Origin of the sequence: Amycolatopsis eburnea (assembly GCF_003937945.1) — a bacterium.
In the GTDB taxonomy this organism is placed as follows: Bacteria; Actinomycetota; Actinomycetes; order Mycobacteriales; family Pseudonocardiaceae; genus Amycolatopsis; species Amycolatopsis eburnea.
In genome coordinates, this window is the sequence record NZ_RSEC01000021.1 from 221,962 (window position 1) to 234,575 (window position 12,614).

The window sequence follows — 12,614 nt, forward strand, 5'->3', positions numbered from 1 at the left end:
GCCCTGCTGGGAGACAAGAACTTGAGCAGGATCACGCGGTCACGGGCTGGTAACCGCGCATTTCTTGTCGAGTACTGACAAACGGGCCGGATCTTGTTGTCAGTGGAGGAAAAGAAAATCGCCCGCGGCGCGTGGTGAGCGGCGGCGACCTGCGCGGTCGTGACCATTCCCGCTCACCGGAACGGCGGGCTTGGCCCCGCGCGGGGGAGGGTAGGTCCCCGAGCGCCGCACGTCCAGAGTTGCGCCGGTGAGCGCCGCGCGGATGTCATGAAAGGGTCGTTCACCTCGCCAGACGACATGAACGACCCTTTCATGACATCGCGGACCGCCGGACCGGCCCGGTGTCAGGACTTGAGGCCGGCCACCAGCTCGTACGACCGGACCCGGTCCGCGTGCCCGTGCACCATCGTCGTGATCATCAGCTCGTCCGCGCCGGTGTCCGCGAGCAGCTGCTCGAACCCCTTCTGCACCGTCTCCGGCGAGCCGATGATGCTCGACCCGAACCGGTCGGCCAGGAACGCCCGGTCGATCTCGGTGTACGGGTACTCCGCGGCCTCCTCCGGCGTCGGCAGCGCGATCGGCCGTCCGCGGCGCAGGCTCAGGAACGTCAGGCCCGACGGCCCCGCCAGGAACCGCGCGCGCTCGTCCGTCTCGGCCGCGACCACCGAAACGCCCAGCATCACGTACGGCTCGGACAACACCGAGGACGGCTGGAAGTTCTCCCGGTACAGCTGCACCGCCGGGATCGTGTTCTCGGCCGCGAAGTGGTGGGCGAAGGAGAACGGCAGCCCCAGGCGTCCCGCGAGCTGGGCGCTGAAGCCGCTGGAACCGAGCAGCCACACCGGGGGCTGGTTGCCCTCCGCGACCACCGCGTTGACGCCGCGGGCCTCCGAATGGGTGAAGTAGCCGATCAGTTCCTGCAGGTGCTCGGGGAAGTTGTCCGCCGACAGCCCGCCGGGGCCGCGCAGGGCAAGGGCCGTGCGCTGGTCGGTGCCCGGGGCGCGGCCGATGCCGAGGTCGATGCGGCCCGGGTGGAACGCTTCCAGGGTGCCGAACTGCTCGGCGACCACCAGCGGCGCGTGGTTGGGCAGCATCACGCCGCCCGAGCCGACGCGGATGCGTTCGGTGGCGTCGGCGACGTGGCCGATCAGCACCGACGTCGCCGAGCTGGCGATGCCGGGCATGTTGTGGTGCTCGGCCAGCCAGTAGCGGTTGAAGCCCAGCCGTTCCGCGGCGCGGGCGAGGTCCAGGGTGTTGCGCAGCGTCTCGCCGACGGTGTTCCCCTCCGACACGGGGGACAGGTCGAGCACGGACAGCGGCACGTCAGGCAGTGAGCTCACAACCGGGGTCAACGCCCCGGTGCCCGCATTGCTTCCCGGACGGCGGTGACGATCTTCACGCCGTTCGCGTGGATCGGCCCCGGAACGGGCCGCAATGGCGATACGGTGTCCGAACCGGAAAAGGAGAAAACAGGAGGACGGGTGCCGCGTCCGGAGCGACCCCTGGATCCCGGGGACGATCTGCTGACCGAATTCGCCGCCGATCTCCGGCGTTTGCGCGAGAGCGCCGGGAACCCCACTTATCGCGAGCTCGGCCGCCGGGCGCACTACTCGGCGGGCACGCTGTCCGAAGCCGCGGGCGGGCGGAAACTCCCCAGCCTGGCGGTGACTCTGGCCTACGTCCGGGCCTGCGGCGGGGAACCCGGTGAATGGGAAGAGCGGTGGCACGCCGTCGCCGAAGAGTCCCGCCGGGACGGTGCCGATTCACCGCCCGAGCCCGATTCCGGCGAAATTCCGCCTTACGTCGGGCTCTCCGCATTCACCTCAGCTGATGCGCGGCGATTCTTCGGCCGGGACAAGCTGATCGAAAAGCTCGACGCGCGACTGGCGAGACAACGTTTTCTCGCCGTCCTCGGCGCGTCCGGATCGGGCAAGTCCTCCCTGCTGCGCGCCGGTCTGCTACCCGCCGTCAAGGGGCCGGTCGTGCTGCTCACCCCCGGCGCCCGGCCGCTGCAGGAGTGCGCGGTCAGGTTCGCCGCGGCGCTCGGCGTCCCGGCCGGCGCCCTGCTCGACGACTTCACCGCGCACCCGCGCAACCTGGGCCTGGCCGCCCGCCAGCTGACCGACGACGGGGCCGACGACGTCGTGCTGGTCGTCGACCAGTTCGAAGAGGTCTTCACGCTCTGCCAGGACGACGGCGAACGCGCCCGCTTCCTCGACGCGCTGGTCGCCGCCACCACCGGCCCGGAGAGCCGGACGAGGGTGGTGCTCGGCATCCGCACCGACTTCTACACCCACTGCGCGAGCCACGCGGTGCTCGCCGAGGCGATGCAGGACGCCCAGGTCCTGGTCGGCCCGATGACCACCGAGGAGCTCCGGCAGGCCATCTCACGGCCCGCCGTGGACGCCGGCTACCGCGTCGAGAACGCGCTGGTCTCGCGGCTCGTCGCGGACGCCACCGGCCAGCCCGGCGTGCTGCCGCTGCTCTCCCACGCGCTGCTGGAGACGTGGCGGCGCCGCCGCGGCACCACGCTCACCCTCGCCGGCTACGAGTCGACCGGCGGGATCGAGCGGGCCATCGCCCAGACGTCGGAAGGCACCTTCGGGAAGTTCTCGGGCCGCCAGCAGCGGCTGGCCCGGCAGATCTTCCTCCGGATGACCGCGCTCGGCGAAGGCACCGAAGACACCAAGCGCCGGATCGGCCGCGCCGAGCTCGACACCGACGACGAAGACACCGCCGTCGTGCTCGGCGAACTGGCCGCGGCCCGGCTGGTCGCCCTCGACGACACCGGCATCGAGATCACCCACGAAGCCCTCATCCGGGGCTGGCCGCGGCTGCGCGAGTGGCTCACCCAGGACCGCGAAGGCCTGCGCGTGCACCGGCAGCTCACCGAGGCGACCGGGGCCTGGGAATCCGTCGGCGAAGACCCCGGCTGGCTCTACCGCGGCACCCGGCTGGCCATCGCGCGGGAGTGGGCCGCGCGCCAGGACTCCGCGCTGTCCCGGCGGGAACGGCGGTTCCTCGACGCGAGCCTCGCCGTCGAGCACGCCGAGCAGGAGCGCGACCGCCGCCGCACCCGCCGGCTGCGGCAGCTGGTCGCGCTGCTCGCGGTGCTGCTCGTCTTCGCGGTGGGCGCGACCGTCTACGCCGTGCGCGCCGAGTCGACGGCCACCGAGCAGCGCAACAGCGCGCTCGCCCAGAAGGTCGCGGGCCAGGCGCTGGCCATGCGCGCCACCAACCCCGCGCTGGCCGCGCAGCTCGCGCTGGCCGCGTACCGGCTCGATCCCGGCGCCGACGAGCGCAGCAGCGTGCTCGGCGTGTTCGCGACGCCGTACTCGACCCGGATCACCGGGCACACCGGCCGGGTCAACACCGTCGCCCTCCGCCCCGACGGCCGGGTGATGGCCACCGCGAGCTGGGACAACACGGCCCGGCTCTGGGACATCGCCGACCCGCGCCACCCGGTGCCGCTGGGCACCCTCGGCGGGCACACCGCCAACGTCAACAACGTCGCGTTCGCCGCCGACGGCCGGACCGCCGCCACCGCGAGCTTCGACGGCACCGTCCGCGTCTGGGACGTATCCGATCCGGCGCGCCCGGGCCCCGGCACCGTGGTCGAAAAGCACGAGGGCAAGTCCTACGCCGTCGCGTTCAGCCCGGCCGGGCCGCTGCTGGCCACGGCCGACGTCACCGGCAGGCTGCGGCTCTACGACACCGCCGACCCGGCCCGCCCGCGCCCGCTGGGCGAGCTGACCGGGCACACCTCCTACGTCAACAACCTCGCCTTCAGCGCCGACGGCAAGCTGCTCGCCTCCGCGTCGGCCGACAAGACCGCACGGGTCTGGGACGTCGCTTCGCGGACGCAGCTCGGCGTCGCGACCGGCCACACCGACGTCGTGCACTCGGTGGCGTTCAGCCCGGACGGGCACACCCTCGCCACGGCGAGCCAGGACCAGACGGCGCGGCTGTGGGACGTCACCGACCCGGCCCGCCCGGCGCAGCTGGCGTCGCTCACCGCGCACAAGGCGACCGTGCGCTCGGTCGCGTTCACCGCCGACGGGCGCACGCTCGCCACCACCGGCTTCGACCGCACGGCCCGGCTGTGGGACGTCACCGACCCGAAGCAGCCCCGCGAGCGGCTGTCCCTGCCCGGGCACATCGGCGCGGTCGGCTCCGCGGTGTTCACCCGCGACGGCCGCACGCTCGCCACGGCCAGCGACGACCAGACCGCCCGGCTCTGGGACCTGCCGGGCCCCGGCATCCCGGCGCACACGGCCCAGGCGTGCCACGTCGCGTTCGGGCCGGACGGCAGGCTGCTCGCCACCGGCGGCTACGACGAGGCCGTCCGGCTGCACGACCGCACCGACCCGGCCGCGCCCCGCGTCCTCGCCACGATCGGCGGCTTCGGCAACGCGGTCTGCGGCGTCGCGATCAGCCCGGACGGCCGCACCCTGGCCACCGGCAGCTGGGACCACACGATGACGGTCCGGGACATCACCGATCCGGCGCGCCCGGGCCCGCCGACGGTGTTCAACCGCTACCACGACGACATCGACGCGGTCGCCTTCAGCCCCGACGGCAAGCTGCTGGCCACGGCGGGCGACGGCCACACCGCGCGGCTGTGGGACCTCGCCGACCGCCTCCACCCGGTGGAGATCGCCACGCTGGCGGGGCACGAGGACGACGTCCACACGCTCGCGTTCAGCCCCGACGGCCGGACCCTCGCGACCGCGGGCTGGGACCACACCGCGCGGCTCTGGGACGTCTCGGCGCCTCGGGCCCCGCGAGCGCTCGCGAAGCTCGAAGGGCACACGGACACGATCTTCTCGGTCGCGTTCAGCCCCGACGGCGAGCGCGTCGCGACCGCGAGCGCCGACCGCACGATCCGGCTCTGGGACGTCGCGAACCCCGGCTCCACGGTGCTGGCCGGCCACACGGACATCGTCATGTCGGTGTCCTTCAGCGGCGACGGCCGCACGCTCGCCTCCGGCAGCTACGACCGCACGATCCGGCTGTGGGACGTCGCGACCGCGTCGCCCCGCGCCGTCCTGCCCGAGGAACGGGACCGCGTCTACGCCGCGCAGTACGCGCCGGACGGGCACACACTGGCCGGTGCGGGCGCGGACGGCACGGTACGGTTGTGGGAGACCGATCCTGACCGGGCGGCCGAACGGATTTGCGCGGTGGCGGCGCCCCGGATCAGCGAAGCCGAGTGGACGGCGAGCCTGCCGGGCCTCGATTACGCCCCGCCCTGCCCCTGACGTTGTTCGGCGTTGTCGTTCGGCGACGGCGCGCGGACACCGAACAACGCGGATCGGCTAGACATGCCCTCGGACGGAAACCGTCCTCGCGACGTTCATTTCACCGGGGGTCTGAAGGGCCCCTTCAAGGGCACGGGAACCCGCCTCCCGCCCCTCGAAGGGGCCCTTCAGCGTGTTCACCGCCCGGGCCGAGACGTCGTGAAAGGGTCGTTCATCTCGCCAGACGACATGAACGACCCTTTCACGACATCCCCGCGACGCCGGGCAGACCACGCGGCCAGCCCACGGCCGGCCACCCGCTCGCCGACGCGACTTTGCCGGGACAGGCCGGCCGGGCACTTTCGCCGTGCCTCCGGGGCCGGACGTCTTGAATGACTCATTCAGGTCTTCGGAGGTCCTGAATGACTCATTCAAGACACCACACGGCCGCCCGGCGTCACCAAGACACCACAGGGGACGCCCGGCGCACCCGTCGCGGTCGGCGCCGGTGGGTCAGGCCGACGGCAGCCAGTCCGGGTTCGAGGCCAGCACCGTGAGCTGCTGCGTCGCCCGGGTCAGCGCCACGTACAGCACCCGCCGCCCGGTCGTCGACTCCGTCACCAGGTCGATCGGCTCCACCAGCACCACGGCGTCGTACTCGAGCCCCTTCGAGTCCAGGCTGCCGACGACCTTCAGCCGCTCGTCCGCCTGCCCCGCCAGCCAGCCCGCGACCTCCGGCACCCGGTCCATGGCCGTGATGACGCCGACCGTGCCCTCGACCGCGCCCATCAGCTCCTTGACCGCCGCCTGCGTCGCCGCCGCCAGACCCGTGGCCTCGACCGGGCGGACCTCCGGCACCACGCCGGTCCGCCGCACCGCGACCGGCAGCTCGCCGGCCTCCGCGTGCCCGGCCACCACCTTGGCCGCCAGGTCGAAGATCTCCGCCGAGTTCCGGTAGTTCGTGCGCAGCGTGAACCGCCGCCGGGTGGTCTTGACGCCGAACGCCTGGTCGCGCGCGGCCGCCGCCTCGGCCGGGTCCGGCCAGGAGCTCTGCACCGGGTCGCCGACCACGGTCCAGCTCGCGTACTTGCCGCGGCGCCCGACCATCCGCCACTGCATCGGCGAGAGGTCCTGCGACTCGTCGACGACCACGTGCGAGTACTCGTCGTAGTGCTCGGGCCGCGTCGGGGCGCCGCCGGAGCGCTGCGGCTCCACCTCGATCACCTGGCGGCGCTTGCGCTTGGGCGGCGGCCCGATCAGCACGCGCAGCTCGTCCAGCAGCGCCACGTCCGCGATCGACCAGCCGCGCGAGCGGTCCGCGAAGTCCGCGGCCAGCATCGAGATCTCGGCGCGGTTCAGGACGCCCTTCGACGCCGACGCCAGCCGCTTCTCCTCGCCCAGCCACTTCAGGATCTGCGCCGGGTACAGCACCGGCCACCACACCACCAGGAACCGGTGGAAGTCGATCCGCTCGCCGAGGTCGGTGATCAGCTCCGCGCGCTCGAACGGCTTGCCGTCGGCCTTCGCGTACTCCTCGGCCTTCGCCGCCAGCGCGTCCAGCAGCAGCTCGGCCGCCCGGACCCGCGACCGGTTCGGCGGCGCGCCCTGCGTGTGGGCCTTGCGGCGGACCTTCTCCAGCTCGCGCGCGGTCAGCTTGAGGACCTCGCCGCGGTAGACGATCCGCATCTCCTCGGGCGCCTCCGGCGGGGTGTCCCGCAGCGCCCGCAGCAGCACCTTCCGCATCCGCAGCGACCCCTTGACCGCCGCCAGCGGCGCCGCGTCCTGCCGCGTCGCCTCCAGGCCGTCGAGGACCTCGCCGAGCGCGCGCAGCTCGACGTTCGTCTCGCCCATCGAGGGGAGGACCCGCGAGATGTAGCTGGTGAACACGCCGGACGGCCCGATGACGAGCACGCCCGCGCCGCCGAGCTGGCGGCGGTGGCGGTAGAGCAGGTAGGCCGCGCGGTGCAGGGCGACGGCGGTCTTGCCCGTGCCCGGCCCGCCGGTGATCTCGGTGACCCCGCGCCACGGCGCCCGGATGACCTCGTCCTGCTCCTTCTGGATGGTCGCGACGATGTCGCGCATCTTCTCGCCGCGCGAGCGCCCCAGCGCCGCCATCAGCGCGCCTTCGCCGACGATCTGCATGCCCTCGGGCACGGCGTCGGCGATCAGGACGTCGTCGTCGACGTCGAGGACGTTCTGGCCGGAGCAGCGGATCACGCGCCGCCGCACGACGTCCATCGGGTCCTCGGCGGTGGCCTGGTAGAACGCGGCCGCGGCCGGCGCGCGCCAGTCCGTGACGAGGTTGTCGAACTCGGCGTCGCGGATGCCGAGCCGTCCGACGTAGGTGCGCTCGCCCTCGCGGTCGTCCAGCCTGCCGAAGACCAGCCCCTCGTACTCGGCGTCGAGCGTCTGGAGCGTCTGGTTGGCGTGGTAGACCATCATGTCCCGCTCGAACAGCATGGACGCCTGCTCGAAGATCGCCTCGCGCTGCGCGCCCTGGCCGATCTCGTAGCCCTTCGTGCGCATCGCCTCGGCTTGGGTGCGCAGTTCGTCCAGACGGGTGTACACGCGATCGACGTGGGCTTGTTCGATGGCGATCTCGGCCCGTCTGACCCGAGGTTCCGACACGCATGGCTCCTTGACAGCTCTGGATCGCCTCCGAGGGCGAAGAACGACTCTACGCGTTGGGTTCGGCGGGCACACCGACGTCCCGGCCATGAGTGCGCCGTGTCATGCCCGCACAATCAGGGGGTGACCAGGATCGTGGCCGGGACGGCGGGCGGGCGGCGGCTCAAGGTGCCGCCCAAGGGCACCCGGCCGACGTCGGAACGCGTGCGGGAAGCCCTGTTCAACGCCCTGGAGACGGCGGGTGAGCTGCACGGCGCCCGCGTCCTCGACCTCTACGCCGGCTCCGGCGCGCTCGGCCTCGAAGCGCTCTCCCGCGGCGCCTCGGACGCGCTGTTCGTGGAGTCCGACCGGCGCGCGGTGGAGGTGCTGCGCGGCAACGTCGCGGCACTGGGACTGGGCGGCACCGTCCGGGCCGGGCAGGTCGAGGCGGTCGTGGCCGCGCCCGCGCCGTCGGCGTTCGACCTGGTGCTGGCCGATCCGCCCTACGCCGTGGACGCGGCGGCGCTCGGCAAGGTGCTGGCGTCGCTGGCGGCCGGCGGCTGGCTGGGGGAGGGCGCGCTGGCCGTGGTCGAGCGCGCGGCCCGAGACGGCGAGCCGGACTGGCCGGCGGGCTTCGAGCCGTCGCGCACCAAGAAGTACGGCGACACGGCGGTCTTCTGGGCCGAATACACGCCTGTGGCGTGAGCCACGCGGCGGAAACCGGGCCCGGCACGGTAGCGTCCGCGCCATGCGGCGTGCGGTCTGTCCCGGTTCCTACGATCCGGCCACCAACGGGCACCTCGACATCATCGAGCGGGCGGCCCAGCTGTTCGACGAGGTCGTCGTCGCGGTGGGGGTGAACAAGAGCAAGAAGGGCCTCTTCGAGACCGAGGAGCGCCTGGAGATGCTGCGGGAGATCACCGCGAAGCTCGGCAACGTGCGGGTCGATTCCTGGGAAGGCCTGCTGGTCGACTACTGCCGCGACAACGGCATCGTGGCGATCGCCAAGGGCCTGCGCTCGGTCAGCGACTTCGACTACGAGCTGCAGATGGCGCAGATGAACCGCGAGCTCACCGGCGTCGAGACGCTGCTGATGGCGAACAACCCGGCGTACGGGTTCGTGTCCAGCTCGCTGGTCAAGGAGGTCGCCGCGCTCGGCGGCGACATCGAGCACCTGGTGCCGCCGATCGTCTACGAGCGCCTCGCGGGGAAGTTCCCGAAGCTCGGGCGCTGACCCTCCACACCGGACTTCCGCAACCCGGGGCGTCCGGTTCCCGTCGATCGGCCCCCTACGTTCGTCGGGACTTGCCGCCCGAGGTGGCGGAGTTCACGTTCCCGACTTCTGACGATCACGCGATCGAGTTACGGTCCGAAAATGACCAACTACCGATCTCGCCTGGTCGCGGTCCTGTTCGCGCTCCTGGCCACGCTGTCCATGGGGGTCACCGCCGCCGAAGCGGTGACTGGTTCACCGGCCGTCGCGGAGCAGAACTCCTGCGGTGACCTCTCCGGCTTCACGCACACGGCGCTGTCGTCGCTGCCCGCCGAGGCCACGACGACGTACGACCTGATCCAGAAGGGTGGCCCGTTCCCGTACCCGCAGAACGACGGCGTCGTCTTCGACAACCGGGAAGGCATCCTCCCGTCCTGCGCGTCGGGCTACTACCACGAGTACACGGTGCCGACCCCGGGTTCGAGCAACCGCGGCACGCGCCGCATCGTGACCGGCTCGGGCGGCGAGTACTTCTACACCGGCGACCACTACGCGACCTTCCAGGTGATCGACGTCGGCGGCGGCACCCCCACCCACGAGTGCGGCGACCTGTCCGGCCTGGCGAAGATCGGCTACTCGCAGCTTTCCTCGGCGGCCCGCGCGGTCGTGGACAACGTGCGGAACGGCACCTCGGCGGGGACGACGTACGAGAACCGCGAAGGCATCCTCCCGGCCTGCGAGTCCGGCTACTACAAGCTGTACGCGGTGGGCACGGACGACCGGGTGATCTCGGGCGGGGCGGGCGAGCTGGCCTACACCCCCGACCACTACGCGACGTTCAAGCGCGTCGACCTGAATTCCTGATCTTCACCGCGGCGCCGGGCGGGTCCGCGGGGGAGGACACGCCCGGCGCCGTGCGCCTTCACCGGTTCGGCGCGGGCAGCGGGCAGACTGGACGCAGCGACAGGGGATTGGAGTTGCCGTGTACCGGGTTTTCGAGGCGCTCGACGAGCTCGTCACCATCGTCGAGGAGGCGCGCGGCGTCCCGATGACGTCCAGCTGCGTGGTGCCCCGCGGCGACGTGCTCGAACTCCTCGACGACGTCCGCGACGCGCTGCCCGCGGAGGTCGACGACGCCCAGGACGTCCTCGACAAGCGCGACGACCTGATCCACGCCGCCCGCAAGGAGGCCGGGGAAGCGGTCGCGAGCGCGAACGCCGAGGCCGAGCGCACCATCGCGGAAGCGACCGACGAGGCCGAGCGCATCCTGGCCGACGCGCGCGCCCGCGCCGAGCAGATGCTCGCCGACGCCCACGACCAGGCCGACCGCACGGTCGCGGCGGGCCAGGCCGAGTACCAGAACCTCACCGACCGCTCCCGCGCCGAGTCCGAGCGCATGATCCAGGCCGGCCGCGACGCCTACGACCGCGCCATCGAGGACGGCCGCGCCGAGCAGTCCCGCCTGGTCGCCCAGACCGAGGTCGTCCAGGCGGCGCACGCCGAGTCGGCCCGCATCGTCGACGAGGCCCACGCGGAGGCCGACCGACAGCGCCAGGACTGCGACGCGTACGTGGACGGCAAGCTGGCGGAGTTCTCGGAGCTGCTGGCGACGACGCTGCGAACGGTGGATTCCGGCCGCAACCACCTCCGCTCCCCGGCGAACCTCCCGGGCGGCGGCGGCCGTCCCACGCTGTACGACTACCAGGTGTGACGCGCCTCTCCCCGCCTGCCGCACCTCGGCCCCGCTGTCAGGGGCCCGGCAAAGTCACGCCGGAAATGCTGCCGCCGAGCAAGCCGCCGCCCCCGCGAGGTCCCAGCTCAAAAGGGGTGGCGGACCGTGCGTACCCTGGACTGGATGTCCGAGAACAAGACCCCCCAGCTCGACGACCGCAGCCCGTGGGTGATCGACACCCGTGAGCTCGGCCGTCACGCCGGCCTCAGCCGCGCCCTCAAGCGCAGCGTGCCGGTGGAGACGCCGCTCGGCGTCCCCGACGTCATCACCATCGAGGCGGGCTCCGAGCTCCAGCTCGACCTGCTGCTCGAGTCCGTCGTCGAAGGCGTCCTGGTCAGCGGCACCGCCACCGCGACCGCCAAGGGCACCTGCGCCCGCTGCCTCGACCCGCTGACCGAGGAGGTCGAGGTCGAGGTCCAGGAGCTGTTCGCCTACCCGGGGTCGGCCACCGAGGAGACCACCGACGAGGACGAGATCCCCCGGCTGGTCGACGACAAGATCGACCTCGAGCCCACCGTCCGCGACGCGATCGTGCTGGCCCTGCCGCTGGCGCCGCTGTGCACCGAAGACTGCGCCGGGCTGTGCACGGACTGCGGTGTCAAGTGGGCCGATCTCGAGCCCGGACACGGGCATGAGAAGATAGACCCTCGGTGGGCCGCACTGGTCGAGCGCTTCGACGAGAACGCGGGCGAAAAGCCTGGGCCCAGCTGAGCAAGCCTGACGAGCGCCCCAGCTCGTTCCGGAGGAAAGTTCGCTCGCACCGCGAGCAGACCGTCATAAGGAGATCTACTCGTGGCCGTCCCGAAGCGGAAGATGTCGCGATCCAACACGCGCTCCCGCCGCAGCCAGTGGAAGGCGGCTCCGGTGCAGCTGGTGCCCTGCTCCAACCGCGCCTGCAAGCAGCCGAAGCTCCAGCACATCGCGTGCCCGTCGTGCGGCCAGCACAACGGCCGCCAGGTCGTCGAGCCCGCCTGATCGGGTAGCCGACATGGGGGGCAAGACGCCCGGGGGACCACCGGCCGATCCGGCGCCGTTGCTCGAAGCGCTCGGGGTCACACTCGACCCCGAGCTGCTCGGGCTGTCGCTGACCCACCGCTCGTACGCGTACGAGAACGGGGGCCTGCCGCCCAACGAGCGGCTGGAGTTCCTCGGTGACGCCGTGCTCGGCCTGGTCGTCACCGATCACCTGTACAACACGCATCCCGACCTGCCCGAAGGTCAGCTCGCGAAGCTCCGCGCCAGCGTCGTCAACATGCATGCGCTGGCGCGCGTCGCGCGCGGCCTCGGCGAGGGCGGGCTCGGCGCGCACCTGCTGCTCGGCAAGGGCGAAGAGCTCACCGGCGGCCGGGACAAGGCGAGCATCCTCGCCGACGGCCTGGAGGCGGTGATCGGTGCGACGTACCTCGAGCACGGCATCGAGATCGCCCGCAAGCTCGTGCACCACCTCTTCGACGGCCTGCTCGCCGAAGCTCCGCTGCGCGGGGCCGGGCTCGACTGGAAGACGAGCCTGCAGGAGCTGACCGCGTCGGCCGGTCTCGGCGTGCCCGAGTACAAGGTCGAGGACACCGGGCCGGACCACCGCAAGGAGTTCACGGCCACGGTGCTGGTCGCTTCGCGTCCGCTGGGCGACGGCTCGGGGTCGACGAAGAAGGAAGCGGAGCAGAAGGCCGCCGAGACGGCCTGGCGCTCGCTGTCCGCCGAACTCGAAGCGCAGAAGAAGGACGAACCGGAGTCCTGATCACCGGGAACCTCCGTTGACGATTCCGCCCGCCGCTCAGTAGCGTGATGATCATCCGCCGCGCTTGGAACCACTGAGAGGTAG

At 72.1% G+C, this 12,614-nt stretch carries 10 protein-coding genes; 8 read left to right on the forward strand and 2 right to left on the reverse strand.

The features are described 5' to 3' along the window. Window positions 1-344: 344 nt before the first annotated feature. Window positions 345-1,340 (reverse strand): LLM class flavin-dependent oxidoreductase, encoded by a 996-nt coding sequence (locus EIY87_RS04900; protein WP_225439718.1) that lies wholly within the window; start codon window positions 1,338-1,340, stop codon window positions 345-347. Window positions 1,341-1,481: 141 nt separating this feature from the next. On the opposite strand from EIY87_RS04900, the gene EIY87_RS04905 reads away from it, so the two are divergent. After that, on the forward strand, window positions 1,482-5,261 hold the full coding sequence (locus EIY87_RS04905) for an nSTAND1 domain-containing NTPase (RefSeq protein WP_449657930.1): 3,780 nt from the start codon (window positions 1,482-1,484) through the stop codon (window positions 5,259-5,261). Between the two features lie 492 nt (window positions 5,262-5,753). Here the strand turns inward: EIY87_RS04905 and EIY87_RS04910 are convergent, their stop codons facing one another. Then, a complete protein-coding gene (locus EIY87_RS04910; protein ID WP_125306435.1) occupies window positions 5,754-7,868 on the reverse strand; it encodes a HelD family protein in 2,115 nt (704 codons plus the stop codon). 123 nt (window positions 7,869-7,991) lie between these two features. Here EIY87_RS04910 and rsmD point away from each other — a divergent pair, with 123 nt between their 5' ends. From rsmD to rnc, 7 genes are all read left to right on the forward strand, one after another. Then, the gene (gene rsmD / locus EIY87_RS04915; protein WP_191983953.1) at window positions 7,992-8,552 is read left to right on the forward strand and encodes a 16S rRNA (guanine(966)-N(2))-methyltransferase RsmD; all 561 of its coding nucleotides are present in this window, start codon (window positions 7,992-7,994) and stop codon (window positions 8,550-8,552) included. A gap of 43 nt (window positions 8,553-8,595) precedes the next feature. Then, window positions 8,596-9,081: a pantetheine-phosphate adenylyltransferase gene (gene coaD, locus EIY87_RS04920; RefSeq protein WP_125306436.1), complete on the forward strand. Its 486-nt coding sequence runs from the start codon at window positions 8,596-8,598 to the stop codon at window positions 9,079-9,081. 141 nt (window positions 9,082-9,222) lie between these two features. After that, window positions 9,223-9,924, forward strand: coding sequence for a ribonuclease domain-containing protein (locus EIY87_RS04925; RefSeq protein WP_125306437.1), 702 nt, complete (start codon window positions 9,223-9,225; stop codon window positions 9,922-9,924). Window positions 9,925-10,042: 118 nt separating this feature from the next. Further along, a complete protein-coding gene (locus tag EIY87_RS04930) occupies window positions 10,043-10,771 on the forward strand; it encodes a DivIVA domain-containing protein (RefSeq protein WP_125306438.1) in 729 nt (242 codons plus the stop codon). A 144-nt stretch (window positions 10,772-10,915) separates the two neighbouring features. Further along, complete coding sequence (locus EIY87_RS04935) at window positions 10,916-11,503, forward strand: YceD family protein (RefSeq protein WP_191983954.1); 588 nt, start codon at window positions 10,916-10,918, stop codon at window positions 11,501-11,503. Window positions 11,504-11,584: 81 nt separating this feature from the next. Continuing rightward, window positions 11,585-11,767: a 50S ribosomal protein L32 gene (gene rpmF / locus EIY87_RS04940; RefSeq protein WP_013223689.1), complete on the forward strand. Its 183-nt coding sequence runs from the start codon at window positions 11,585-11,587 to the stop codon at window positions 11,765-11,767. A gap of 13 nt (window positions 11,768-11,780) precedes the next feature. After that, window positions 11,781-12,530, forward strand: a complete 750-nt coding sequence (gene rnc, locus EIY87_RS04945; RefSeq protein ID WP_191983955.1) for a ribonuclease III — start codon at window positions 11,781-11,783, stop codon at window positions 12,528-12,530. Window positions 12,531-12,614: the final 84 nt, after the last annotated feature.

Bases quoted from the DNA above. Each gene is read 5' to 3' on its own strand.
- EIY87_RS04935 (WP_191983954.1), top strand. From the start codon at position 10,916: ATGTCCGAGAACAAGACCCCCCAGCTCGACGACCGCAGCCCGTGGGTG.
- EIY87_RS04925 (WP_125306437.1), top strand. From the start codon at position 9,223: ATGACCAACTACCGATCTCGCCTGGTCGCGGTCCTGTTCGCGCTCCTG.
- coaD (WP_125306436.1), top strand. From the start codon at position 8,596: ATGCGGCGTGCGGTCTGTCCCGGTTCCTACGATCCGGCCACCAACGGG.
- rnc (WP_191983955.1), top strand. From the start codon at position 11,781: ATGGGGGGCAAGACGCCCGGGGGACCACCGGCCGATCCGGCGCCGTTG.